Origin of the sequence: Frankia sp. Hr75.2 (assembly GCF_949319125.1) — a bacterium.
Lineage (GTDB): Bacteria > Actinomycetota > Actinomycetes > Frankiales > Frankiaceae > Parafrankia > Parafrankia soli.
Map to the genome: position 1 here is coordinate 1 of NZ_CASGGV010000340.1, position 26,510 is coordinate 26,510.

The window sequence follows — 26,510 nt, forward strand, 5'->3', positions numbered from 1 at the left end:
GCCCCCCCCCCCACACCCCCCGGGGGGGCCCGGGGCCCCCCGCGCCGCTGCTCAGTTCTCGGCTCGCTCAGTTGTTGAACGGATTGACCACGATCCCGCCGCCACCGCCGCCGGTGGGTGGACGGGTCTGTCTCGGACGTGGCTGCTGCCCCGTCTGACCGGTCTGACCCGTCTGGCCGGCCTGCCCGCCGTCGTTCTGGCCGTTGTCGTTCTGGTCGTCGCCGAAGATGTCCCAGTCGTCGGTCCCCGCGACCGGCGGCTGCGTGGGCAGGTCGGACGGGGTCGGCGCCGGCGCGGGGCTGCGCTGGGTGACGATGCCGCCGTAGGCGGGGGGGTCGAACGGCTTCGGCGCGATGCCCTGCAGCGCCGCGTCCATGAAGGCCTTCCAGATCTGCGCCGGGTAGGTGCCTCCGTACACACCCCGCTCGGCGCCGGGGATGCCCCGGAGCTGGTCGGAGACCTCGCCCTTGCCGCGGAACATGTTCACGCAGGAGGAGATCTCCGGCGTGTACCCGCAGAACCAGGCGGACCGGAAGTCGTCGGTGGTGCCCGTCTTCCCCGCCGCCGGCCGGTTGTTCGCCAGCCGGGCGCTCTTGCCGGTGCCGTGGTCGATCACGCTCTCCAGCGCGAAGGTCGCGTCCCGCGCCACGGACGGCGGAACGGTCGGCTCCTTGTCGACAACTGGCTTCCCGTTGATGGTCGCGCCGTCCATGATGATGCGGCCCGAGTTGTCCTCGACCTTGGCGACGATGTGCGGGGTGGCCCGGTAGCCACCGCTGGCCAGCGTGCCGTAGACCTCGACCATGTCGAGCGCGGTCACGCTGTCCTGGCCGAGGGTGACACCGGCGACGTCGTCGAGATCGGCGTCAACGCCCATGTCGCGGGCCGTCTGGATGATCTTGTTGACGCCGATGTCGTTGCCCAGCGGAACGTACACGGTGTTGATCGACTCCGCGGTCGCCTCGACGAGGTCGGGCCAGCCCAGGTGGCCGGGTTCGCTCTCGTCGTTGTTGACCACGTAGCCGCCTTCCAGGGTGATCTGTGACGGAGCCTCGTACGTCGACCGGAGACTGATGTTGTTCTCCAGCGCGGCTACCAGGGTGATCGTCTTGAACGTCGACCCGGGTGGCACCGCCGCGCCAGAGACGTTGTCCAAGTACTGCTCCTGGCCGTTCGTGCCCTTGCCGTACAGGGAGCCCCCGTACCAGGCGAGCACCTCACCGGTTCCCGGTTTTATCGCCACCAGCCCCGTGCGCAGGTCGGGTACGGCCGCATACGCGTCCGAGATCTGGCTGGTCACCGCCTGGAAAGCAGCGGTCTGCCGGTTCAGGTCGAGGGTCGTGGTGATACGCAGCCCACCGCGGTTGATCTGGTCCTCGGTGATGCCGGCGGCGTCCAGCTCCTTCTTGACCTGGAGCTTGATGTACTGGACCTGGTCCGAGGAGTTGTTGGTGTTCTGGTTCCAGGGCAGCACCGTCGGCGGTTTCTCGGTCGCCAGCGACGCCGGCGCCCAGCCCTTGGCGACCATCGTCGCCACGACGTCCTTCCAGCGGGCCTCGGCCGGCCCCGGATGCTCCAACGGGTCCAGATAGTTCGGGGATCTGATGAGCCCCCCGATGACCGCGCCCTCACCCGCCGTCAGCTCCGCGGCCGGCTTGCCGAAGTAGGTCTTCGCCGCCGCCTCGATGCCGTACGACTGGCGCCCGAAATAGATCGTGTTCAGGTAGAACTCCAGGATCTGGTCCTTGGAGTACTTCTGGTCGAGCTTGATGGCGAGCACGATCTCCCGCATCTTCCGGGTGAACGTGCGTTCCTGGGTGAGATAGGCGTTCTTCGCGTACTGCTGGGTGATGGTCGATCCACCCTGGGCGATCTCACCACCGCTGAGGTTCACCCACAGCGCCCGCGCGATACCGCGCGGGGAGATACCCGGCTCGTTGTAGAAGTTCTCGTTCTCGGCGGCCAGCACGGCGTGCTGGACGTCCTTCGACACCTGCGAGAGCGGGACGTCCGTGCGGTTCACGTCGCCGATTCGGGCGAGCTCGCCGCCGGGCTTTCCGTCCGCGCCGGCCCACGAGATGATCGACGTCTGGTCGGTCTTCACCTCGTCGGGCAGCGGCACCCGGGTCGCCGCGTAGATCACCGCGATGCCCGCGACGAACAGAAACGCGCCGGACGTCATCCCGATGAGCACCAGGCGGCGCAGCCATCGCGGCCGGTTCCGCCACCATCTGGGGCCACGCTTGCCCGCGTTCGGCCGGACGCGGCCCCGGCCGCCCGCGCGACCGCCGGTCGCATGCGCTGCGGAGGTCTCGCCCGCGCCGGGCCGCCTGCCCCGCTCCCGGTCACTTGGCCGGGTCGGCCCACCCGGCCGGCGGCCTGCACCGGTGCGGCCTGCACCGGGCCGGCCGCCCTCCAGCGCGTCCAGCCGGGTACCGGCCGAGCGCGACGCGCCGCCGGTGCGGTCGAGCAGGCCCGTGCGGTCCCCGTCACCGAAGGAGTCGAGCCCGTCGCCGGGCGCCACCTTGTGGTAGACGGTCGCGTCGGCGGTGCGCTCGCGTACGTCGACGCGGCGCAGCGCAGCCTGGTCGACCGTGTCGTACAGGGCGTTCGTGCGGCCGGCGGGCTCCTCCGGCCCGGCCCCGCGCCCGCCGCCCGGGCGGTACGCCCGCAGCCGGGTGGTGGCGCCGGTCAGCCGGCCGTCCCGGCCGGTCGCCTCGGCGGCGCCGACTCCGGCCGCTGACCGGGCCGCGGCCCGGTCAGCGGCCGCCCGGCCCGCCACGGGACGGGGCGGGCGCCCGCCCGCCCGCCGCTGGGTCCGGGTGGCCGCCGGGTCGGCGTCCGGGGCCGCGGCCCGGCCACGGCCCTCCGGGCCACCGGGCCGAGGCTCGCCACGCCCGGGTTCGCGCTGGCCCGGGGCACCGCGGCCGGGGCCGACGGCACCCCGGCCGGAGTCGCCGCGAGCGAGCTCACCCCGGGCGTCGCCCCGGGCATCGCCGCGGGCATCGCCGCGTGGGAAGCCACCGCCGGCTGAATCACCGCGGGTGGCGCCGCGGGTGGCGCCGCGGGTGGAGTCCCCGCGGGTCGCCTCACCGCGGGCAGCGTCAATGCGGGCCGAGTCACCGCGGGTGGCGGGAAGGCGGTCGGATCCGGTGCGGCCCGGCTCCACGGGCCCGGCGCCGGGACGGCCCGAGCCACCACGATCGGAGACACCACGGCTGGCGGCACCACGATCGGAGACACCACGATCGGAGACACCGCGGCCCGAGACCTCGCGCCCCGCGGAACCACGATCGGAGAGACCGCGATCCGGGGCGCCGCGCTCGGGTGCGCCCCGGCCCGAACCGGTGCGGTCGGAGACGCCGGCTGCCCGGCCGGCCCCGGTTCGCCCGGTGGCCGGGCCGCCCGCGGCGGACCGCCCCGTCTCGGCGGGCCCGGACCGATCAGCGCCGCCGGTACCACCCATACCGCTGGTACCGCTCGTACCGCCGGAAGCACCTCGCGGGCCCGGCGGACGCCCGGCGCCCCGATCAGCCGCCCGGCGGCCGGTCGTACCGGACGCACCGTCCGCGTCGGAGCGGGTCGTGGCCGCGCGGCGGCGCGCGGCGGCGCCGCGGTCCGGGGTCCAGCCGCCGGCGTCCTGGTCGGGGGCGGTGCTCCCACCGGCCGCGCCACTGCCGGCGAGCGGCCCACCGGGCGAACCCGCTCCGGCCGGCCGGCCATCTGGGGCCGGCCTCCCGCCGCCCGGACCTGGCACGGCGCGGCCGGGCGGAACCCGCCCGTCGCCGGCACGAGGTCCTACCGTCCGCGCGCCCTGGTCATAGGGAGTACTCACCCACTACCCCGTCCGTTGCCGTGAATCCCCCCGGTCACCGTGCCGATGCCATAGTCCGGCCAGCGCCCCCAGATTCCGGTACAGCACGCCGAAGGCGGCCGCACCCACGTGGAAGCCCACATGGCAGACCAGAATCTCACGCCAGATCGGGGCCCTTGCGGCAGGGCACTGAAGTGGGGATGGCGCGCACTCTCGGCACACCACGGCCCGGCGCTGTGCCAACAGGGCGCGGACAGAAAGGCCGAGGAGGACTCGCCGCTCACACCGGGTATTCGGCCGGGTTACCCGTACCCCTCGCCGAACGCCGCCGGACCGCCCCGACCGGGCCTAGGTGTCGGCGGCGCGGCGGCGCGGCTGCTTCTTCGCCGGCGGCTCGCCGGTACCGATCACATAGGACGTGATCAGGTGGTTCCAGCCGCAGGGCGGGCACACCTCGACGACGTACACATTCAGCTCGCTGTACCGGGAGGCCAGCCCGGGAAGCTCCTTGGTGGCCCGGACCCGGCCGGAGCTCGGGCCGAGCTCGTCACCGTAGGTATAGGTGACGTTGATCAGCGGATCGGCCCCGCGACAGACCGGGCACCGCTTCTTCGTGGGCTCTCCGTGGTACTTCGCCGCACGGATCAGATAAGGGTGCGCATCGCACACGTCCAGTGAGGAGATCCGCCCCGCGAACAGGTCGCCCAGCGTCGCCCGGCGGGCGAGCGCGTAGTCGATGACCGACCGTGGACGCATGGCATCCACGGTACGCCGACGCCGCGTCCCGGGCAGACGGTACCGACAGAAGGTGACAAGCCGATTGGGCCGTTCGTACTGGTGAAAGCCGGTGCACCAGTGGACGGTTCCCGGCTCCTGCCAACCCGTTCCGCCTGCCGGTTCGACGGCCACGCCAGCGCGTCCCGCCGACCGGTCCGGCCGCCGCTCCGGCCCGTCGAAGCGACGTGTAGGCACGCCGGATCACCGCCCCGGTACCTCGTCCGCACGCGCTGGCCCGGCTGTCCGCGCGCTGGCCCGGCTGTCCGCGCGCGGTTGTCCACGCCCGTCCGTCATCAACCGGTCGCCGGTCGGCCATCCCTAGTTGCCGTAGTAGTACCGGCGCGTCTATCCTCGATGTATCGCCTCGATATGTCGGGGCGAGAGAACCAAGCGATACAGTCCGCCGATACACCCGGCCGTCCGGCGGCGGCGGGAGGCGGCCCGGTGCGAGAGGAGAGCGCGCATGTTGGAGCTGGCGGTGCTCGCGCTCCTGTCGGAGAGCCCGATGCACGGCTATGAGCTGCGCAAGCGGCTCTCCGCCGTTCTCGGCTCCTTCCACCGCTTCAGCTACGGGTCGCTGTACCCGTGCCTGCGCCGCCTGCAGGCCTCGGGGTACGTGACGGCGGACGACGTCGGCGCGGCCGGCCGCCTCGGTGGCCGCAGCCGGGTCGTCTACACCCTCACTGGCGAGGGCAAGGAAAAGCTCGCGGAACTGCTGGGCGAAGGTGGGCCGTCCTCCTGGGAGGACGAGATGTTCGGCGTCCGCTTCGCCTTCTTCTCCAAGACCGACGCGGCGGTGCGGCTGCGGATCCTCGAGGGGCGGCGCGGCCGGCTCGAGGAGCGTGGGGAGAAGGTGCGCTCGGCGTTGTCCCGCACTCAGAAGCGGCTGGACTCCTACACCCTCGAGCTGCAAAAGCACGGCCTCGAGTCGGTCGAGCGCGAGGTCAGGTGGCTCAGCGAGCTGATCGAGACCGAACGGGCACAGGCGCCCGGCTCGACACGCGGGGTCTCGACGCGCGAGGTGTTGTCCACATCATCCACAGAGTTGTCCACAGGTTCGTCCACAGCTGACGCGGGACGGGACGAGGCGGTGGGCGGCCCGGAGCACGGTGACGAGGGCTCCGGCGGCGCCGTTCCGTCCCCCGACAGCTAGCAGGCGACCGGGCGGACCGGCGGCGGGGCGGCACACGCCCACCCGGCGGCGGTACCGCGTGGCGTCGGCACCAAGCCGGTGTCCCGGTCAGCACCGGCCGATCCCGCTCCTCGCGGGAAACACCAGCATCCCCCACCAGCTTAAGGAGCGCATCCGTCATGGGTTCGGTACGTGTCGCCATCGTGGGCGTGGGCAACTGCGCCGCATCTCTCGTCCAAGGGGTCGAGTACTACCGCGACGCCGACCCCGCGGCCCAGGTCCCAGGCCTGATGCACGTCACGCTCGGTGACTACCATGTCTCCGACCTGACCTTCGTCGCGGCGTTCGACGTGGACGCGAAGAAGGTGGGCCGTGACCTCTCCGAGGCCATCGTGGCCAGCGAGAACAACACCATCAAGATCGCGGACGTCCCGCCGCTGGGCGTGACCGTGGCCCGCGGGCACACCCTCGACGGCCTCGGCCGCTACTACCGCGAGACGATCGACGAGTCGGACGAGACCCCGGTCGACGTCGTCGCCACCCTGCGTGAGACCCGCGCCGACGTGCTCGTCTGCTACCTGCCGGTCGGGTCCGAGGACGCCGCGAAGTTCTACGCCCAGTGCGCCATCGACGCGGGCGTCGGGTTCATCAACTGCCTGCCGGTCTTCATCGCCGGTGTCCCCGAGTGGGCCGAGAAGTTCCGCGCGGCGGGCGTGCCGATCGTCGGCGACGACATCAAGTCGCAGGTCGGCGCCACCATCACCCACCGGGTCATGGCGAAGCTGTTCGAGGACCGCGGCGTCGTCCTCGACCGCACGATGCAGCTCAACGTCGGCGGCAACATGGACTTCAAGAACATGCTCGAGCGGGATCGGCTGGAGTCGAAGAAGATCTCCAAGACCCAGGCCGTCACCTCCCAGGTCTCCCACGACCTGGGCAAGGACAACGTGCACATCGGCCCGTCCGACTACGTCGCCTGGCTCGACGACCGCAAGTGGGCCTACGTCCGGCTCGAGGGCCGCGCGTTCGGTGACGTCCCGCTGAACCTGGAGTACAAGCTCGAGGTCTGGGACTCCCCCAACAGCGCCGGTGTGGTCATCGACGCCGTCCGCTGCGCGAAGATCGCGCTGGACCGCGGCGTCGGCGGGCCGATCCTCTCCGCGTCGTCGTACTTCATGAAGTCGCCGCCGGAGCAGTACCGCGACAACGAGGCCCGCGACAAGGTCGAGGCGTTCATCCGCGACGAGGGCTGACCTCCGCACCACCAGCGGCACCAGCACCACCAGCGGCACCCACGATCTGCCAGGTAGCCCGGTCGTCCGGAGGGGGACGACCGGGCTACGGGCATGCGCGGGTCAGCCGGGAACCTCGGTCAGCGCGTCGACGAGGACCTCGAAGATGGTGTTCGGGTCCAGCGCGGGATACGTCTCGGCTCCGGTCGCGGCCGAGATCCGCGACAGCGCGGCGAGATCCGTGTCGGCGCCGTAGCCGATCGTGATCACCTGGACGGGCCGCTGGGGCGAGTACTCCCGGCGCAGGATCCGCACCAGCTCGTCGAGCGCGATGCTGCCGGGATCGGAGTTCTTCCCGTCGGTCAGCAGCACGACCTGGTTGGGCCGGCCCGGCACGTAGTGCTGGTTCATGTAGCGGAACGCGGCGAGGGCCGTGTCGTAGAGCCCGGTGTCGCCGCGCGGCTCGATCCGGTTCACCGCGTCCATCACCACCTGCGAGCGCGTGCCGGCGCCCAGCCGCTCGCCCATCGGCCCGAGCGGCACGAGCTCCTCCCAGTCCTGGTCGCCGCGCAGCCGGGTGGAGAACTGCCACAGCCCGAGATTGCTGTCTTCGGCGAACAGCGGGATGGCGGACTTCGCCGCGTCGAGCGCCACCGACAGCCGGCTACGGCCCGCACTGCCCGGCACCTCCTCGTTCATGGAGCCCGAGGTGTCCAGCACGGCGAGGGTGTTCCCGCGCTGATGGACGCCTGCGAAGCTCCCCTGGAGCGCGGTCAGCACCGTCGCGTCCAGGGTGCGTTCGGGCGTCATCCGCGGCCGCGGGGTGAGCCCCGTCCGGGCGGTGAACGAGTCGGCGATGCCGTCCGGGGGGCGCAGGCCGTTCCCGAGCAGGGCGACCCGCCCCGGCCCGGACGTCAGCGTCCGCAGGAAGTCCCGCGCCACCTCGGCCTTCACCGGGTCGTCCGACGCCCGGCTCAGCACGGTGTACCGGATCTCGTCGAGCTCGGTGCCGTCCCGCGGGTAGAAGGCGGCCAGCTCCGGTCCGCGGCCGTCCGGCAGCGCGGCGCCGATGCCCACCCGGCGGTTGTACTGGTATACGAGACTCTCCTGAAGCGGGAACGCGGTGAGCCGGGTCGCCGCGGGGTCCTCGAGGTCCGCCGCGCGGACGGCCGTGAGCAGGTCGGTGTCGGAGGCGGCTACCAGCGCCGACGAGCGCTCCAGATCCAGGAGGGCGCCCTTGGCCTCGAGGCCGTCGGTGAACATGTCCTCGGTGAGCCGCTCGACCGGGGTCTTCAGCGCGGCGGCCACGGCGTCGGCCAGCGCGGTCATCCCGGCAGTCGACACCCGGGGGTCGGGCAGCCCGACGGTGAAACCGCCCCAGGCCGACCGTCCCCGTGACCCCCAGTAGCCCTCGTCGCCACCGAGCTTGCGCAGGTCGGCCCAGGAGAGCTCGCGGCGCGGCCAGCCGAACACCTCGGCCATCGGGCGGGGCATCGCGATGACGACCGGTGAGGTGGCGATAACGGTGCCGGTGTCCACCAGCAGCCGGTTGGCCGGCTCGGTGGTCCGCGCCAGCGTGAGCCAGTCCGTGGAGTCCGGCACCCAGACGTCCGGGATCGGACCGGCCGTCGGGTCCGTCCAGCCGCCTCTCATGTAGGAGGCGACCTGGCCACCGCCCGCCGTGTCCACCCGGACGGACACGCAGTACCCGGACACCGTCGGCTTCCCGCTGCCGTAGGCCGCGGCGGCCGCGCTCAACGCCGTGGCCAGGCTCGGCGAGGTGGTGACCCCGAGGGCGATCGTGCGATCGCAGCGAACGGGGCCGGCCCCTCCGCGCAGGACGAGCCATCCGCAGGTCAGGGCACCGACCATGAGGGGTACCGCAGCCACCGCCGCGACCCCCCGTAACGAGGGGCCCGAACGGCGGTGGCGGTGGCGGGCACCAGGCATCAGACCGGGACCTCCCGGAACAACCGAAGTCTGGACCGCGACCGTAACCAAACGTGTCGAGGTCTGCGCCGGATGGGACAACCGAAGTCTCTGCATTGATTCGACGTCACATCGCTGTTCGTGTGCCGTCCGGCCATAGGGATCGTCGCCGTCCGCTGTGCTCGCAGAGTGATCCGTCATGCCGCCCGGCGACCCGGGGCGTCCGCCGGCTCCGTAGGCTGGCCGTCGTGGCCTGGACCGGCAACCTGCGCGCGCTGCTCGGCGGTCGCGCGTTCCGGCAGCTCTACGCGTGCCGCCTGACGTCACAGGCCGCCGACGGCGTGTTCCAGGCGAGCCTCGTCAGCTATGTGCTGTTCTCCCCGGAGCGCGCGACGTCCGCCGGGGCACTGGCCGCGTCTCTCGCCGTGGTCGTGCTGCCGTTCAGCGTCATCGGGCCGTTCGCCGGCATCGTGCTGGACCGGGTCTCCCGCCAGCGGGTACTCGTTGTCTCCTCTGTGGTCCGCACGCTGCTGATGATCGTGCTCGTCGGCCTGATCCTCGGCGGGCGTACCGGCGCCGACTTCTACGCGACGGCGCTGGCCTCGGTGAGCGTGAACAGGTTCGTCCTGGCAGCGCTGTCCGCAGGCCTCCCGATGGTCGTCAACGTCGACCGGCTCGTGACGGCCAACGCCCTGTCAGTCACCTCCGGAACTGTCGCCACCCTGGTCGGGGCCGGTGTCGGCAGCGGGCTGCGCGGCCTCACCGACGGCGATGACCGGGCCGTCGCGCTGGTGGCGGGCCTGGCGGCCCTCGCCTACATCGTCGCCGCCGTCACCGCGGCACGCCCCGCCCGCCTCGCCTTCGGCCCGGTCGAGACGATGCCCTGGCAGGGTGCCTGGTCGCAGGCCCGGCACGTTGTCGCCGACATGGTGGACGGCGTCCGCTACCTGTGGAACCACGGCCCCGCCCGGCGCGCGCTCGCCGCGCTGACGACGTCCCGCGCCGCCTACGGGCTGGTGCTCGTCATGACGGTACTGCTGTACCGCAACCACTTCACCGGGCCCGGCGGGGGGCTGGCCGGGCTCGCGGCGGTGGTCGCGGCGAGCGGCGCGGGGACGATCCTCGCCGCCGTCGTCACCCCCCGGGTGACCCGGCGGATGCCGAAGGCCACCTGGATCGCGATCGTCCTCGGCGCGGGCGGAGTCGTCGAGGTGGTCCTGGGGCTGCCGTACCTCTCCCCGCTGTACGTCGCCGCCGGGTTGCTCCTCGGTTTCTCCGCGCAGGCGAGCAAGATCTGCGTCGACACGATCGTGCAGGAGGAGACCCACGACGCCTACCGGGGGCGGGCGTTCTCCCTCTACGACCTGCTGTTCAACGTGGCCTTCGTGGCCGCGGCCGCGGTCGCCGCGGTGGTGGTTCCGGAGGACGGGAGGTCCTCGCCGACCATCATCGCCGCAGGCATCGGCTACAGCCTGGCGGGCCTCCTCTACTACCGGGCCGCCATGCGCCACCCCGAGGACCGGGTGATCCGCGGCGTCGGCGAATCCCGCGCCGACACACCCGCCTCCTCCGACGCCCCCGGCCCGACCTTGGGCCCGAGCCCGGGGCCGACCTCGGGCCCAAGCCGACCTGCGGGCCCGGTCTCAGCCACCGGGCCGGGCCCGGCCCGGTGACGCCGAAGCGAGCCCCGGGCTGGTACGAACCCCGGGCTGGCGTCAGGCGTCGGGGGCCTCGTCCGGGGTGGGAGTTTCGCCGGGGATGACGATGTCGTTCTCCCGGGCCCAGCGGAACAGCTCGGCCTCGGCGGCCTCGCGGCCCAGGAGACCGCGCTCGAAGCGGACGTCGAGCATGTACGCCCGGGCCTGCCCGACCAGCCGCGACGGCGGCAGGCCCAGCAGGGCCATGATGTCGTCGCCGGACAGCTCCGGCCGGATCGCCGCGATCTCCTCGTGGGCGGCGAGGTCGGCGATCCGCTCCTCGAGCGACCGGTAGGCGCGGGCCAGGTTCTCCGCCTTGCGCCGGTTGCGGGTCGTGCAGTCCGAGCGGACGAGCTTGTGCAGCCGGGAGAGCTGCGGCCCGGCGTCGTGGACGTAGCGACGGACGGCGGCGTCCGTCCACTCGCCGGACCCGTACCCGTGGAAGCGCAGATGCAGGTAGACCAGCGAGGAGATGGCGTCGACGACGTCCTTCGGGAACCGCAGGGCCACCAGGCGGCGGCGTGTCATGTCCCGCCCCACGACCTCGTGGTGGTGGAAGGAAACCCCACCGCCGGCGATGTGCCGGCGGGTGCGCGGCTTGCCGATGTCGTGCAGCAGCGCGGCCCAGCGCAGGATCTCGTCGGGGCCGTCGTCCTCCAGCGCCATCGCCTGGCGCAGCACGGTCATCGTGTGCGCGTAGACGTCCTTGTGCTGGTGGTGCTCGTCGATCTCCATCCGCATGGCGCCCAGCTCGGGGAGCACCAGGTCGGCGACGCCGACCTCGACGAGCCGCTCCAGGCCGGCGACCGGGTCGCGGCTCGCGATCAGCTTGCGCAGCTCGTCGCGCACCCGCTCCGGGGAGACGATCGAGATGCGGGACGCCCGGGAGCGCATGGCCGCGACCAGCTCGGGAACCGGGGTCAGGCCCAGGGCCGCCTCGAACCGGGCGGCCCGCAGGATGCGCAGCGGGTCGTCGTCGAAGGACGCCTCCGGGGGGCCGGGGGTGCGCAGCACGCCGCGGGCCAGGTCGGCCATCCCGCCGAAGAGGTCGACGAAGTCGTGCCCGGGGACGGAGACCGCCATCGCGTTCACGGTGAAGTCGCGGCGGACGAGGTCCTCCTGCAGGCCTTCACCATAGGTGACGGCGGGGTTGCGGGACGTCCGGTCGTACGACTCGCTGCGGTAGGTCGTGACCTCGAAGCGCACCCCGCGGCGGGCCAGGCCGACGGTGCCGAACGCGATGCCCGCGTCCCAGGTCGCCTCGGCCCAGCCCCGGGTGATCTCCAGGACGCGCTCGGGGCGGGCGTCCGTGGTGAAGTCGAGGTCCGGCGCGCCCCCGCCCGTGCCACCGGTCGCGCTCGTGTCGCTCGGGTCACCCGCCCGGCCTAGCAGCGCGTCGCGGACGGAGCCGCCGACCAGATGGAGGGTATGCCCGTGGTCGGCGAAGATCCGACCAAGCTCGTCGGCGGGCGCGGGCACGCGGAGCAGGTCGCTCACCACCTGCTCCGCCGAGTCCCGGGGATTGTCAAGACTGATCACAGCCACCTGTTCAGATTACGGGCGCGCGGACCGTTGCTGGTGGCCGTGCCTATCTGGCAGGCGTCCGGCCACCCTCGACGCGGGACCATCGTCGTATGGTCCCCCGCACGACGGACGAAAGTACCCACTCGGGCCTCTGCTGCGATTTTCCCGGACGAGCGGGACACACAACGGGGCTGTTTCGGCTGGTGCTCGTACGATCAGTCCATGCCCTCCCCGCCCAGGACGCCCGGCCGCAGGCCGTTGCGCAGGGTGGAGGAGACCTCGGCCGGGGGCCTCGTGCTCGACACCGCGTCGGCCGCCGCGAACGCGGCGCTGATCGCCCGCAGGGACAAGCGTGGCCGGCTGTTGTGGTCGCTGCCGAAGGGTCATGTCGAGCGCGATGAGACCACGGAGGAGGCCGCCGTCCGAGAGGTCGCCGAGGAGACCGGTGTGACCGGAGCGGTTCTGGGCCCGCTGGGCACGATCGACTTCTGGTTCGTCGCCGGCGAGGCGCGCGTGCACAAGACCGTCCACCACTTCCTCCTGCTCCGGACGTCGGGCGACCTCTCCGACGACGACATCGAGGTCGCGGAGGTCGCGTGGGTCCCGCTGTCCGAGGTGGCGCGACGGCTCGCGTACGCCGACGAACGACGGCTGCTCGACGGGGTGCCGACGATCCTCGCCGACGCCTCGTGACCGGCCGTAACCCGTTCCGCCGGCACCGGCTGGCGGCCGCGGCGCTGCTCGGGACCGTCGCGTTGGTCTGGCCCGGGGCCGAGGTGGGCCTGGCGGCGGCTCCGCCCGACGGCGCACGAGCGCCCGTCACCACGAGCACGAGCACCACGTTCGATTCGCACAATCCACAGGCTTCATCCACAGTTTCCACAGGACTGTCCACAGAGTTGTCCACAGGATCGGCCTCATCTGTGGGAATCTCGCCGGACAGCGCGGCGATCATCCAGCCGATAACCCGGACGAACCCCGACACAAGCGGCACTTCGGGTGCTCAACAGACCACACCAAGCACCGGTGGGACCACGAACGGGACCACGGGCCTTCCCATCGAGGTCCGCCTCACCAGCTTCGTCACCCCGAGCGCCGCCGTCCCCCAGCTCCGGGTGACCGGCACGGTCGACGTGGGCGGGACGGTGCTGCCGACCGACCTCGGTGTCGTCCTCGAGGTGGGCGGCCCGCTGCGGTCCCGGGGCGAGCTCGCCCAGCTGACCAGCGGCGGCCCGCCCCCCCAGATTCGTTACTCACTGCTCGGCAGCGGGCCACTGACCATCAGCCCCACCGCGACGACCCCCGGCCAGTTCGCGGCACAGGCGGACGTCACCCCGATGTTCCGCTCGTCGGCCGTGAGCGTGCGGCCGGTGCGGATCAGCGTCGTCGGCCGGATCAGCGGGCGGGCCCGGGCCACGGTGGCGTCGACGACGACGTTCATGGTCGTCTCGCCCCCGCAGGCGGCGACGCGGACGGCGGTCGTCACCGTCCTGCCCATCTCCAGCAAGCCCCGGCTGCGCTCGGACGGCCTGCTCACCGACAACACCCTGGCGGACGAGATCCGGGACGGCGGCCGGCTCGACGCGCTGCTCGACCCGTTCGAGTCCGCCCTTCCCGGAGCACCGCCGCCCCAGGTCACGCTCGCGGTCGACCCCACGCTGGTGCAGGCGCTGGGGCGCATGGAGAAGCCGTACAAGTACGCCTCACCCGGCGGGGAAAGGGACGCCCCCGCGGACATCGACGCGGGCGCCTTCCTCGACCGGATCAAGGATTTCGCGCGGCGGGGCGGCAAGGTCATCGCCCTGCCCTACGGGGACGCCGACCTGCCGGCCCTCGTCCGCGCCGACCAGCTCGACGCGCTGCAGTACTCGGTGAACACCGGCCAGGTCGTCATCGCCGGGCTGCTGGGCCTCGAGACCCCGAGGAGCGGCACGATCGCCTACCCCGCCGGGGGCATCGCCGACCCGCGCACCGTCGACGTGCTCAGCGCCAACGGCGCCGGCACGGTGATCGTCGACGACCGGCTGCTGCCCGCGGCGCAGTCCGTCCGGTACACCCCGTCCGCGGCGGTCACCCTGCCGACGTCCAGCGGCCAGGTGCGCGTGCTGGCGGCGGACCACCGGCTGGCCGAGGCGGTCGCCGGCTACGACGGCCGGGAGCTCCCGGAGCAGGCCCTCGCCCGGTTCCGCGCCGAGCTGGCGATGATCACTGCCGAGCAGTCGAGCGAGCGGGCCGCGGTGCTGGCCCTCCCGCGCGACTTCGCACCTCCCTCCGGCTGGCTCAACGTGATCCTCCGTGACCTCGACAGTGCCTATTCGAGGCCGGTCGGCATCGAGGAGCCGTCCCCCGACGCCACCAGGCAGCGCGCCGGCCTGACCTACAACGCCGACGCGCAGAGCCGGGAGCTCCCGGTCGACTACGTCAAAGGGGTCGGGCAGATCCGCGGCGAGGTGGCCGTCCTGAGCGCCGCCTTCTGCCCGCCGACCACCATGACCGAGCTGCTCTGGCTGGACTGCCGGATAAACAGGATCGACCCGATGAGCAACACGCTGATCGCGGCACTGTCGGCGTGGTGGCGAACCGACCGCCTCGGTGGGTTCGCCCTGGCTCAGCAGGCGGACGGGCAGGTCGGTGACTACCGGTCGAAGATCCGGGTCGTCGCGTCCCGGATCGTGAACCTCACCAGCAGCCGCGGGCGCGTCCCGGTGACGCTGGAGAACGGTGCCGACTGGAATGTCACGGTGGTCCTGAAGCTCTCGTCCACCGACCGGGGGCGGCTCGTGTCGGCCACCGAGGTCACCAGGGTGCTCGAACCGCTCCAGAAGGACCAGTTCGAGATCGAGGTGGACGCGGAGAGCGCCGGCACCTTCCCGGTGGACATCCGGCTCGAGACCGTCGACGGGCAGGCCCTGGGCCCGGACGCCGCCGCCCGGGTGCTGGTGCGCTCGACGGTCTACGGGGCCATCGCCACGGCGATCACGATCGGCGCGATCGGCGTGCTGATGCTGGCCGTGCTGATCCGCCTGCTACGCAAGCTCCGCGCGCGCTCCGGCGGCGGATCGGCGGCGGCCGCGGCGCCGCCCGACGGCTCCGGCCCGCCGGCCGGCGCCGGTCTCCTCGGCCCGGCCGGGGCGAACGGGGCCTCGGGCGCCGGCGATCCCGACCACCCCGGCACGGGCGCCGGGCCGTTCGATCCCCCCGGGACCGCCGGCCCCGGCTGGCCGGAGCGGCCCGTCGACGATCCCGCGCCGGCCGGCCTCGGGCACGATCCCTACTTCGACGGACTGCCCGCGCCCGCCGCGTACCGGGAGCCCACCGGCTCGCCGTACGGCCCGTCCACCGGTGGCCCCGGCGACAGGACGGCCGAGCCGTGGTCCGGGCGTCCCGCGGCCCCGGCCGGATCCGCGTCCCAGCCGCGGCGACGGGACGGCCGGTGACCCCGCCGGACGAGTCGCGATGGCCGCCTGACGACGACCACCACGGCACCCGGGACGGCCAGGGCACTCCCCGGTACCCGGACGACCGGTATCCGGACGAGCGTTATCCAGACGACCGGTACCCGGACAGGCGGTATCCCGACGAACGGTACGCCGACGGCGGCTACGCGGGCGGCCAGGACGGGGGCCGGTACGCGGGCGGAAGCTACCCGGACGACAGCTACGTCCACGACCAGCGCCGGGACGGCGGCTACGACAACGGCTACCCCGGCGGGTACCCGGAGGACCGGCACGACGGCAGACGTCCAGAGGAGCGGTACGAGGGCGGCACGCGGCCGGACGGGCGGTACGACGGCGGTGGGTACCCGGCGAACCCGGAGAGCCGATACGGGGACGGCGGGTACGACGACCGCCCGTACCGGGACAGCCCGTACCCGGACGACCGGTACGCGGACGCCGGTGAGCCGCATCGGCCGGGTTCGCCGTTTCCTCATGCCGATGAGCACCCGGCCCGCTACCGTCCGAACGTGAACCGGCCCGCTCAGGACCCGCCGGCGCCGTGGGGCGATCAGGAACCGCCGTCGGACCGGCCCCCCGGGCCGCCACCGTACGAGCCTGCTCGCCACGAGTGGGACCCGCGGGACGGCGGCCCCCGGCACGACCGGTCCCGCGCCCGGTACGACGATCCGCCGTACGACCAACCTCAGTACGACGGACCTCGGCACGACGAACCTCCGTACGGGGATCGTCGGTACGACGGGCGCGACGAGGCTCGGTACGACGACTCCCGCCACGGCGAACCTCGGTACGACGACTCGCGGTACGGAACGCCTGGGCAGCCGCCGACCTACGAGGAGCGTCCGGACCACGGCGGCGAGCCACCGGTCTGGTACGCGGACGGGTCACATGCCACGGCCCGGGTACCCACCGGCTCCGCCTACCCGGACACCCCGCCGCCGGTGCCCGGCCGGCGGCGCTCCGATCCCGACGATCCCGACGATCCCTATGACGCCGCGCCGCACCCGACCGGGCCGCGCCGATCCGATCCGAACGCGGGCATGTCGCCCCAGTCTTACCAGGAGGGCGGCGCGGAGATCGGCAGGCGTCCCGCGGGCGGACGTCCGCCGGCAGGTGAGCAGACCCGCCGGCTGCCGAGCGCGCCCGCGGTGCCGCCGCCGTCCGAGGGCGGGCCGGCGATGTGGTCGTCGCGTTCCCGCACGCCGGCCCCCGGCGCGGCGCCGAGGGCCGGCGCCGGTTCGGCGCGCCGGACCCGGCCGCCGGTCGAGCCGCTCGACGGGCCACACGTGGAGCCACTGGTCGAGCCGCTCGACGAGATGGCCGCCGACGATCGCACCAGCCGGCTCGCGCCGCCCGTGACGCCGCCACCGGCGTCCACCCGGCGCCCCGCGGCCGAGGGGGCCCGGCCAGCCGGACGCAGGCCGGCTGCGGGCAAACAGGGCACAGGCAGACCCGCCGCAGGCAAGCAGGCTGCGGGCAAGCAGGGCACAGGCGCCGCGCGGGGCGCCGCCACGGCGAAGCGGGGCGGGCTCGGCCGCGCCAGCGGGACAATGGCGATCGGCACCATCGCCTCGCGGGCCTCGGGCTTCCTGCGCACGGTCGCGATCGCCGCGGCGATCGGCACCGGGGCCGTCGGCCAGGCCTACACCGTCGCCAACACGACCCCGAACATCCTCTACGACCTGCTGCTCGGCGGGATCCTGACCAGCGTCATCGTGCCGGTGCTGGTGCAGGCGTCCAAGGAGGACCCGGACGGGGGCGACAGCTTCGCCTCGTCCCTGATCACGCTGATGGCGCTCGGTCTGGGCGCGGCGGTACTGGTGGGGATGTTCGCCGCGCCCCAGATCATCGGCCTCTACCTGAACACCGGGCCGGCGCAGCGCGCGCTGGGCGCGGACCTGCTGCGCTGGTTCATGCCGCAGATCCTCTTCTACGGCGTCGGCGCGACGCTCGGGGCGATCCTCAACACCCGCCAGTCCTTCGCCGCGCCCATGTTCGCGCCGGTGCTGAACAACCTGGTGGTGATCGCCACCTGCGTGGTGTTCATCTTCCTGCCCGGGCCGCGCCCGCCGACCCTGGGCGGCATCACCGACGCCCAGACGATCGTGCTCGCGGGCGGCACGACGCTCGGCGTGGTCGTGATGACCATCGCGCTGCTGCCCTCGGTGCGCGCCGTGGGGTTCCGGTACCGGCCACGGCTCGACCTGCGCCACCCCGGGCTGCGCACGGCGTCCCGGCTGGCCGGCTGGACGCTGCTCTACGTCCTGATCAGCCAGGTCGGCTTCCTGATGATCTCCAGGCTCTCGACGTCGACCACCGCGTACTCGATCTACAGCTACGCCTACCAGATCTTCCAGCTGCCGTACGCGATCATCGGCGTCTCGGTGATCACCGCCCTGCTCCCCAGGATGAGCGGCCACGCCGCCAACGAGCAGGCGGACCTGGTGCGCGAGGACCTCTCGACCGCGTCCCGGATGACGGTCACCGCGATCATCCCCTCAGCGCTGTTCCTGCTGGCGCTGGGACGCCCGATCGCCGTGACGGTCTTCAACCACGGGGCGGTCGACTACGACGACGCGATGGCGATCGGCGACACCCTCAGCGCCTTCGCGATCGCGCTCGTGCCGTTCTCCCTGTTCCAGGTGCAGCTGCGGGCCTTCTACGCCTACCGGGACAGCCGCACGCCCGCTCTGGTCAACATCGGCGTGGTCGCCACGAACATCCTGGCCGCGTTCGTGCTGTCGGAGGTGGTCGCCGAGAAGCACCGGGCGGCCGCGCTGGCACTGGCCTTCTCGCTGGCCTACCTGATCGGCCTGGTCGCGACGACGGTCCTGTTGCGGCGCCGCCTGCGCGGCATCGACGGCAACCGCATCGCGCGGGTGACGACCCGGGTGAGCGTGACGGCCGGCGTGGGCGCGGTCCTCGCCAGCGTCATCGCGGAGGGCCTGCGCGACCTGCTCGGCAAGGGCTGGCTCGGCTCCGGGATCGCGGTGGTGCTGGCGCTGGTCGTCGGTGGCCTGGTCTTCGTCGTGATCTCCGTGCGCACCGGGATGCACGAGATGACGGCCCTGATGCGCATCGTCGGTGGCCGCCTCGGCGTCGGCCGCCGGACGAAGCCCGCCGGTGCCAGCGCCAGCGCCAGCACTGGCACTGGCGCGGCCTCGGCGTCCTCGGCCCGGCCACCGCGATCGGCCGGCCGGGGAGACGGCGGGCGGGGCCGGCCCCCGGGTGGGCGTGGCGATCGCGGCGGTCGCGGCGGGCCCTCCGGTCGGCCAGGCGGGCCACCAGGTCGCCGCGGCGGGTCCTCGGGCCGGCGCGGCTGACGGGCCGGGGCCACCTCCCGACACGGCCTCACCCATGCGGGCCGATGGTCTCGATTCCGTCGCCCGGATTACCTGCCGGGATGGCACCAAGGTCCCACCGGCGCGGCGAACGGCGCCCGGAGCCGACAGCGGAACCCCGTCCACACCCATGCCACCGGCAACACATCGACGCGACGTTAAGTAACGCCAGAAAATCATTCGGTAAAGTTTTGTCACACTCAAGCCCGGATACGCACAGAAAGTGATCCTCTGGAGGCGTCAATCAGGTTTGGGGGTGAAGATCGGTGCGTTACCACTGATTCCGCGCGATCGCATGCCGGGTCCATGGCGTGTCCATAGGCGGATGGTTCGCCCCGGTGTGCCAAGCTGGCTTGTCCGGAGACATCCGCGAGATGCCAGGGCCGGACTCGTACACTGAACACGCTGTGCGCGGGCCCCGCCCAACGTCGCCGGTGAACCAGGCGCAGCACCCAGCTCGTCGCGTTGGTCACACGATGCGTTCCGATGCGACGGAGGGTGTCCGGGATGTTCGTTCGCAGTGGCGGAACGCTGGGCGGATCCCCTGCCCGGGTGAGGTGGGGCAACCCGCCGTCGGGTCGGCCGGCGGGTATGCGGACGACGGAGGCGCTGTGGTCGACGGAAGCAACCGACCGCAGGGCGCGGACGTCGATAACGACGTGACCACCGACTCGCCGGGCGAGCGCCCGGCCAGCACGGCCGTGCTGGCCGAATCCGTTCTCGACCGCCGCTACCGCCTCCTGGCGCCGCTGAACACCCGCGGCCCGGTGACCCTGTGGCGGGGTGACGACAACACGCTCGCCCGGCCGGTGGCCGTCCGGATCGTCGAGCACGTCGACCCTGACGCCGCGGCGGAGATCGATCCGGCTGTCCGGGAGGACGCGGCCCGCGCCCTGCTGAAGGCGGCGATCAACTCCGGGCGGCTGGTCCACCCGGGCGCCGCGTCGACCTACGACGCCACGACCACGACCACTGGCACGGCACGTGTCTCCTATGTCGTCTCGGAGTGGGTGGAGGGGCGCACCCTGCGCCAGCTCGCCACCAACGGGCCACTGCGCCCCGAACAGGCCGGGGCCATCGTCCTGGCGGCGGCGCGCGTCCTCGCCGCCGCGCACGACCGCGGCATCCACCACGGCGGGCTCAACCCCGGCGATGTGATCGTCTCCGGCCACGGCACCGTGAAGGTCGTCGACCTGGAGATCGGCGGCGTCCTCGCGGGGCTGGACGGCGCGGCGACGGGCGCGGAGCCCACCATCGGCTCCGACCCGGAGAAGGACGACGCACCCCCCTCGGCCGAGCTGGCGGACGTCCGGGCCCTCGGCGGGCTGCTGTACGCCGGGCTGACCGGCACCTGGCCGCTGCTCGGCGAGCACGCGCTGCCAGCCGCCCCGACGAGCGACGGCCGGCTGCGGACCCCCCGGCAGATCAACTCGGCCGTCCCGCGCGATCTCGACGCGATCACCCTGGCGACCCTCGGCGACGAGCGGGCCGGCGCGCCGATCACGACCGCCGCCGAGCTGGTCTCGGAGCTCGAGGCGGTCAGCCCGGTCGACCAGGTCCTCGACACCGGCCTGATGAGTCTCGGTGACGACGGCCCCGCGAGCACCGAGGCGATGTCGGTCGACGGCTACAACCCGGCCACGGACGACTACCCCGCCCCCTCCGACTACCCGGGGCAGGGCTACGCCGGCGGGAACAGCTCCGGCGGCAACGGCTACGGCGGCCGCGACGACTACGACCGCCGCGGCTACGGCCAGACCTCCTACCTGGGCCGCGACGCCTACGACCAGACCTCCTACAACGAGCGCGGCTACGGCGGCCGGGACGCCTACGACGACCGCGACCGGGGCGGCTACCCGTCGCAGCGCGAGGCGCCCGAGCAGCGCCGGTACGACGACGACCGTTACCCGCCGGCCGGCGGGGGGCACCGTCAGGGCGGCGCGGCGCGCGGGCCGGCCGGCGGCACGGTCCGCCGGGTCCTGCCGTGGGTGGCGCTGCTGGTGGTCGTCGCCCTCGTCGCCGTGGTGGCCGTGATCGCGCTGCGCCCGAAGGACGACGGCGGCGACAGCCCGGGCGGGGACACCGGCCCTTCCTCGATGGCCGTGGTGCCCTCCGGCAACCGGATCCCCTTCGGTTCGGTCACCTCGTTCGACCCGCCCCCGGGCGGTGACGGGGCGGAGAAGCCGGACCTCGTCCCACTCGCCACCGACGAGAACTCGGACACCCAGTGGACGACCGACGGATACCGGAGCCCGCAGCTCGGTGGCCTGAAGAAGGGCGTGGGACTGCGCTTCGACTTCAACCAGCCGATAACCCCGAGCGAAGTTGTCGTCACCGTCGGGAGAGAAGGTCCGATCACCTTTGAGCTGCGGGCCGGCGACTCACTCTCGGACAACATCGACGGCTACTCGGTCATCGATGTGCCGCAGCAGAACAAGACGGGCGAGGTCCGCATCAGCATGCCGTCCGAGCAGCCGACTCATCGGTACTGGGTGTTGTGGTTGACCGAGCTTCCGTCCTTGAAGGGATCGATCGCGGAGATCGAGTTCCGGGGCTGACCGGACGGAATCATGTGCGGTGGGTCGAGATCGATGCGCGCCGGTCCCGGGCGGCGACCGCCCGTCCCGGGTAGCCGGTGAACCCGCCCGCGGCGGCCGGTGCCAGATCCTCCGGCCGGGCTCCCGAGGCCGACCTCGCGGCGCTGCGCCGGCACGTGGCGGGTGACCCGGCGGCGTTCGGCGAGCTGTTCCGCGCGCACGCCGACCGGCTGTGGTCGGTGGCGTTCGCGCTGCTGCAGGACACCGAGGAGGCGGCGGACGCCGTCCAGGAGGCGATGCTCTCCGCGCACCGGCGGGCCGCCGACTTCCGGGGTGAGGCGGCTGTCGGCACCTGGCTGCACCGGATCGTCACCAACGCCGCCCTCGACCGGCTGCGCCGCCGCGCCGTGCGCCCGACGGTGCCGATGCCCTCGGCCCCCGACGGCGCCCCCTACGAGCCGGCCGACGCCCGGGACGCCATCGCCGAGCACGACACCCGGATGGACATCGGCGCCGCGCTCGGCATGCTTCCGGTCACACTGCGCACCCCGGTCGTCCTCGTGGACGTCGAGGGCCGCTCGGTCGCCGAGGTGGCCGAACTGCTGGACATACCGGTCGGGACGGTCAAGAGCCGCTGCGCGCGCGGCCGGGCGCGGCTCGCCGTCCTGCTCGGGCACCTTGCCCCCGAACGGGCTCGGCGGCCCGTCGCCGGGAACCAGCCGGCCTCGCCTTCCGTCTGTGATGAGGGACGGTACGACACATCGGCCGGCGGTCCCGACGAACCGGTCGACCGACTGGTCGACGACCGGCCGGTCGAGCAGGCGGGGTCCGACCGCGCGGATGCGGACGGCACCGACCCCACCGGCACGACCACTCGTGGCGCCGCCGCCGAACCCGCCGAGATGCCGGGCGCGGCCGGCGTCCCGGGACCCGCCGACCGGACCGGCACGACGGCCGGGCGGCTGACTCGCCGGAGGAGGTGATCAGCGGTGGTGACGGACGAACACGGCGCCCACGCCCCTGATCCGGGCTGGCGCCCCGGCGACCGTGGCCCGCGTACCCGGGCCGGCACGGCCGCCCAGCGCATGACCGACGGTCGCACCACCGGCGGGCATCCCGACGTGGAGGCGCTTGACGCCTACCTCGACGCCCGGCCGGACCCTTCGGATCAGGGGTTCCCCCTCGAGCCCGCGGCCGCCCGGGTCGAGCGCCACGTCCACTCGTGTGCCACCTGCCAGGAGGCGCTCACGGCGCTGCGCCGGGTGCGCGCCGACCTCGCCCGCCTCGCGAGCATGACGATGCCGGCCGACGTCGCCGAGCGCATCCAGGCCGCGCTGGCCGCCAGGTCGGCCACGGACACCCGGGCACGGGAGAGCGCCCGGTCGGGGCGCGGTCCCCGCGCGGGAACTGTCGGCGGCCCGCCGCGGCCACGCCGCCGCCTCGGGCGGGTCGGCTCGCTGCCAGCCGCGGGCCTCGTCGCCCCTGGCGAGTTCGAACGGAAGAGCACTCCGGGCAACGCAGGCCGAGGCACCGCTGGCACAGGTCCCGACGCGGCCGACCGCGACTCAGGCATCGCCGAGCAGGGGACCGCCGGGCCAGGCATCGGCGAACCAACAACCATCTCGGCACCAGACACCAGGACTCCGGGCACCAGGGCGCCAGACACGACGGCGCCAGACACGACGGCACCGGGCATCGCCGAGCAGGGCATCGCCGGGCCGGACATCACGGCACACGGCACCACACGGGGGAGCACGGAGCCGGGCAGGCCGCCGATCTCCGGGGCGCCGCGGCCCCCGCGGCACGGCGGCGGGCGGCGGCGCGGCGGGCTCGCCGGTGCCGGCGGCCGGGTCGCCCGCGACTGGGTCTCGATCGCGGCGACCTGCGTCGCGCTGGTGGCGTTCGGCGCGGCTGTGCTGACCCTGCGCGGGCTGACCGCGGGCGGCGGGGACGCGAGCTCCACCGCGGCCAACGACGCGCCCACGGCGCTGTCAGGGGCCTCCCAGACGGCCGGTCCGGAAGCCGCCCGGGTTCCCGGACCGGCCGCCGCCGCGGCCGTCCCCAGTGCCAGCGGAACGCCCGAGGAGCCATCCGCGGCCTTCACGATGGTCGCCGACTCGGGAGAGGCGGTCCGGGCCGGCGACATCGTCGTGCACGGCCGGAGCCTGCTCACCGGGCGGATCCCGACGACCATGCTCACCTGGTCCGTCCTGCCTGCGCTTTCCGGTGCGACGTCCGTGCCGCCCGCCGCGGGCGAGGAACAGGCCACCGATGACGGCGCGTCCACCACGGTGCCGGGAACGGATCCGTCGGCCGCGTCCGCCACGACGCCGGAGACGCTCGCCCGCGTGATCGACACCCCACAACTGCGGATGTGCTACGACAGCCTCACCGCCCAGACGGGCGGATCGGTACTGGCCCTCGACCGGGTGCGTTTCGACGGCCAACGGGCGCTGCTGGTGGTGCTCTCGGTCGCCGGCCAGCCCGCCGCCGCGCGGGTCGTCGTGATCGACGCACGCTGCGGCGTGGTACCGATGCCGGGCGCGGTGTTGTACACCGTGAACACGACCCGCGCGCTGTAGGCGGTGGTCGGCGACAGGACGGCACACACGTACGGACGGGCACGCCCCCCTTGCCACGGTGACCCAGCGGTGGAATCAGCGGCGGTCCGCGACGGTTATGGGGGCAGACATCACGTCGGCGGGGCCAACGATCGACAGAGTCGACGAAGCCTCGTACGACAGTCGTGAAGGGAGTGGGTGTGACAGCCCAGGGCAAGGACCAGGCCGGTCAGGCCGCCGGAGCGGAGCGTTCCGGCGAGCGCGTCCTGGACGTCGTCATCATCGGGTCGGGGCCGGCCGGCTACACCGCGGCGATCTACACCGCCCGGGCGAACCTGAAGCCGGTCGTCTTCGAGGGCGCGGTGTCCGCGGGCGGCGCGCTGATGACCACGACCGAGGTGGAGAACTTCCCGGGCTTCCCCGAGGGCATCCAGGGGCCGGAGCTCATGGAGAACCTGCGCGCCCAGGCGGAGCGGTTCGGCGCCGAGCTCATCGCGGACGACGTCACCGAGGTCGACCTGGCCGCGGATCCGAAAGTGGTCAAGGTGGGCGACGAGACCTACCTGGCCCGCTCGGTCATCGTCGCGACCGGCTCGGCCTACAAGAAGCTCGGCGTCGAGCACGAGGACCGGCTGCTCGGCCGGGGCGTGTCAGCCTGCGCGACCTGTGACGGCTTCTTCTTCCGGGACCAGGACATCGCGGTCGTCGGCGGCGGCGACTCGGCGCTGGAGGAGGCGACCTTCCTCACCCGGTTCGCGAAGTCGGTGACGATCGTGCACCGGCGCGACAAGCTGCGCGCCAGCGCGATCATGCAGGAGCGGGCGTTCGCCAACCCGAAGGTCCGGTTCCTGTGGAACGCCGTGGTCGAGGAGGTCCTCGGCGAGGACAAGGTCACCGGCGTCCGGCTGCGTGACACGGTCACCGACAAGACGGACGAGCTGGCGATCACCGGCCTGTTCGTGGCGATCGGCCACCTCCCCCGCACGGATCTGATCCACGATCAGCTCGAGCTGGACGGCGAGGGCTACATCAAGGTGGCCCACCCGACCACCCAGACCAACATCGCGGGTGTGTTCGCCTGCGGTGACGTCGTCGACCACACCTACCGCCAGGCGATCACCGCGGCCGGCACCGGGTGCTCCGCCGCCCTCGACGCCGAGCGCTACATCGCCAGCCTGGAGGGCGCCGCTGACAGCGCCGCCGAGGCGCCCCGGGTATCGGCACCGGAGCTCGCCGCGACGACCTGACGCGGACCAACCTGTGCTGTGGCGGGAGCCCCGCCGCAGCACAGCCGTCAACCACCAGTCCAAAGACACAAGAGCGCAAACCCTGAGGAGAACGCCATGGCAGGCTCCACCCCCGCGGTGACGGACGGCACGTTCGCCGTCGAGGTGCTCAAGAGCGACAAGCCCGTACTCGTCGACTTCTGGGCCGAGTGGTGCGGCCCGTGCAAGATGGTCGCGCCGGTACTGGAGGAGATCGCCAAGGAGCACGGCGAGAAGCTCCGGATCGTCAAGCTCAACATCGACGAGAACCCGGAGGTCGCGCGGCAGTACCAGATCATGTCGATCCCGACGATGGCCGTCTTCGTCAACGGCGAGATCGACAAGAGCATCGTCGGCGCGAAGCCGAAGGCCGCGCTGCTGCGCGACCTGTCGTCCTACATCTGATCCAGACCGCGCCCGGCCCCGCCCGGGCCGGGCCAGCGCACTCCGCCGGCCATGGTCGACCTTGACGGCCCGCTCCGATCTCGGAGCGGGCCGTCTTCGTCTCCGCCGGCACCGCCGTCTCCGCCGGCACCGCCGTCTCCGCCGGCACCGCGGAGTCGGCACCGGCCTGCGCCGCGCAGGGTCCGACTGTTCGGAACTTTCGGTAGCCAGGAGCACACGTCCGGTGGATGTTTCCGGACCGTCGGCCGCTAGTGGCCCTGAGCGGGCCGTAAACATGATCGAATGTGCGGCGCAGGGCGGCCCCTGCACCGCACACGTCACCTTTGGTCACATCGGGTAGTCATCGACCGTTTCCCCGGGATGGCCACCTCCAGGCGGGGTTCACGCCGAAGTGAGTCGGCCCGGCGGCGCCTGGAGTGACTCAGGCAGTTCACTTCGGCGGCCACCCCACCGAGCCCGGGCTCCGACCTCAGGTCCGGACCGGGCCCGACCGGAGCACGGTGCACCGAGGCAGAAAGCCGGACGAGGGGGATCGCCGTCCTCACTGCCCGGGACCGATGGCCTAATCTGATGACCGGGATTCGGCGGCGGAACCGCCCGACGCAGGTCGACGGCTCGATGAACGCGGACTCGAAAGGTACTCATTCGTGAAGCTGCTGCGTCTTGGTGACCGTGACCCCTCTGTGGCGGAGGCCCGGGCAGCTTTCATCCACCTGGGTTTTCTTCCCGTCGCACCCCGCCAGACCGATGCGGCTGACGGCCCCGGTCCGGGTGCCCTCGGGACCTCCACCGCGACGGGTCCGGACCCGTTCCCGCCGTTCCCGGCGGCGCCGGCCCGGCG

General features: G+C 73.0%; 15 protein-coding genes and 1 pseudogene. 12 read left to right on the plus strand and 4 right to left on the minus strand.

What is annotated here, in order from left to right; genetic code table 11:
- Positions 1 to 67: 67 nt before the first annotated feature.
- Entirely contained in the window at positions 68 to 3,835 is a 3,768-nt protein-coding gene (locus AC559T_RS33020; protein ID WP_498871175.1) for a transglycosylase domain-containing protein, read from the minus strand.
- A gap of 327 nt (positions 3,836 to 4,162) precedes the next feature.
- On the minus strand, positions 4,163 to 4,570 hold the full coding sequence (locus tag AC559T_RS33025) for a DUF5318 family protein (protein ID WP_020464689.1): 408 nt from the start codon (positions 4,568 to 4,570) through the stop codon (positions 4,163 to 4,165).
- A gap of 484 nt (positions 4,571 to 5,054) precedes the next feature.
- Between AC559T_RS33025 and AC559T_RS33030 the strand changes: the two genes are divergently transcribed.
- Together AC559T_RS33030 and AC559T_RS33035 are read left to right on the plus strand one after the other, a co-directional pair.
- The gene (locus AC559T_RS33030; RefSeq protein ID WP_071064997.1) at positions 5,055 to 5,744 is read left to right on the plus strand and encodes a PadR family transcriptional regulator; all 690 of its coding nucleotides are present in this window, start codon (positions 5,055 to 5,057) and stop codon (positions 5,742 to 5,744) included.
- Positions 5,745 to 5,902: 158 nt separating this feature from the next.
- The gene (locus AC559T_RS33035) at positions 5,903 to 6,976 is read left to right on the plus strand and encodes an inositol-3-phosphate synthase (RefSeq protein WP_020464691.1); all 1,074 of its coding nucleotides are present in this window, start codon (positions 5,903 to 5,905) and stop codon (positions 6,974 to 6,976) included.
- Between the two features lie 102 nt (positions 6,977 to 7,078).
- Here AC559T_RS33035 and AC559T_RS33040 read toward each other — a convergent pair whose 3' ends face one another.
- Positions 7,079 to 8,845: a substrate-binding domain-containing protein gene (locus tag AC559T_RS33040; RefSeq protein WP_498871176.1), complete on the minus strand. Its 1,767-nt coding sequence runs from the start codon at positions 8,843 to 8,845 to the stop codon at positions 7,079 to 7,081.
- Between the two features lie 287 nt (positions 8,846 to 9,132).
- Between AC559T_RS33040 and AC559T_RS33045 the strand changes: the two genes are divergently transcribed.
- Positions 9,133 to 10,557: an MFS transporter gene (locus tag AC559T_RS33045; RefSeq protein WP_498871177.1), complete on the plus strand. Its 1,425-nt coding sequence runs from the start codon at positions 9,133 to 9,135 to the stop codon at positions 10,555 to 10,557.
- Between the two features lie 42 nt (positions 10,558 to 10,599).
- Here the strand turns inward: AC559T_RS33045 and AC559T_RS33050 are convergent, their stop codons facing one another.
- Positions 10,600 to 12,120, minus strand: coding sequence for a CCA tRNA nucleotidyltransferase (locus AC559T_RS33050; protein WP_498871184.1), 1,521 nt, complete (start codon positions 12,118 to 12,120; stop codon positions 10,600 to 10,602).
- A gap of 252 nt (positions 12,121 to 12,372) precedes the next feature.
- Here AC559T_RS33050 and AC559T_RS33055 point away from each other — a divergent pair, with 252 nt between their 5' ends.
- The 9 genes and pseudogenes from AC559T_RS33055 to AC559T_RS33095 form a co-directional block, all read left to right on the plus strand.
- Positions 12,373 to 12,798, plus strand: coding sequence for an NUDIX hydrolase (locus AC559T_RS33055; protein WP_112108075.1), 426 nt, complete (start codon positions 12,373 to 12,375; stop codon positions 12,796 to 12,798).
- Positions 12,795 to 15,542 (plus strand): DUF6049 family protein, encoded by a 2,748-nt coding sequence (locus tag AC559T_RS33060; RefSeq protein WP_498871178.1) that lies wholly within the window; start codon positions 12,795 to 12,797, stop codon positions 15,540 to 15,542. The genes AC559T_RS33055 and AC559T_RS33060 overlap by 4 nt, the downstream gene beginning before the upstream one ends.
- A complete protein-coding gene (gene murJ, locus AC559T_RS33065) occupies positions 15,476 to 18,883 on the plus strand; it encodes a murein biosynthesis integral membrane protein MurJ (RefSeq protein ID WP_498871179.1) in 3,408 nt (1,135 codons plus the stop codon). The genes AC559T_RS33060 and murJ overlap by 67 nt, the downstream gene beginning before the upstream one ends.
- Before the next feature lie 629 nt (positions 18,884 to 19,512).
- A complete protein-coding gene (locus tag AC559T_RS33070; RefSeq protein WP_498871180.1) occupies positions 19,513 to 21,459 on the plus strand; it encodes a protein kinase family protein in 1,947 nt (648 codons plus the stop codon).
- A 77-nt stretch (positions 21,460 to 21,536) separates the two neighbouring features.
- Complete coding sequence (sigM, locus tag AC559T_RS33075; protein ID WP_498871181.1) at positions 21,537 to 22,421, plus strand: RNA polymerase sigma factor SigM; 885 nt, start codon at positions 21,537 to 21,539, stop codon at positions 22,419 to 22,421.
- A gap of 6 nt (positions 22,422 to 22,427) precedes the next feature.
- Positions 22,428 to 24,020: an anti-sigma factor family protein gene (locus AC559T_RS33080; RefSeq protein WP_498871182.1), complete on the plus strand. Its 1,593-nt coding sequence runs from the start codon at positions 22,428 to 22,430 to the stop codon at positions 24,018 to 24,020.
- A gap of 179 nt (positions 24,021 to 24,199) precedes the next feature.
- On the plus strand, positions 24,200 to 25,246 hold the full coding sequence (trxB, locus tag AC559T_RS33085) for a thioredoxin-disulfide reductase (RefSeq protein ID WP_498871183.1): 1,047 nt from the start codon (positions 24,200 to 24,202) through the stop codon (positions 25,244 to 25,246).
- A gap of 96 nt (positions 25,247 to 25,342) precedes the next feature.
- Positions 25,343 to 25,669, plus strand: coding sequence for a thioredoxin (trxA, locus tag AC559T_RS33090; RefSeq protein ID WP_071065006.1), 327 nt, complete (start codon positions 25,343 to 25,345; stop codon positions 25,667 to 25,669).
- Positions 25,670 to 26,316: 647 nt separating this feature from the next.
- Positions 26,317 to 26,510 (plus strand): annotated as a pseudogene (locus AC559T_RS33095) (N-acetylmuramoyl-L-alanine amidase); the annotation flags it as partial.

Excerpts from the sequence above, each read along its gene's own strand:
- AC559T_RS33025 (WP_020464689.1), bottom strand. The coding sequence starts at position 4,570 with ATGCGTCCACGGTCGGTCATCGACTACGCGCTCGCCCGCCGGGCGACG.
- AC559T_RS33030 (WP_071064997.1), top strand. The coding sequence starts at position 5,055 with ATGTTGGAGCTGGCGGTGCTCGCGCTCCTGTCGGAGAGCCCGATGCAC.
- AC559T_RS33035 (WP_020464691.1), top strand. The coding sequence starts at position 5,903 with ATGGGTTCGGTACGTGTCGCCATCGTGGGCGTGGGCAACTGCGCCGCA.
- trxA (WP_071065006.1), top strand. The coding sequence starts at position 25,343 with ATGGCAGGCTCCACCCCCGCGGTGACGGACGGCACGTTCGCCGTCGAG.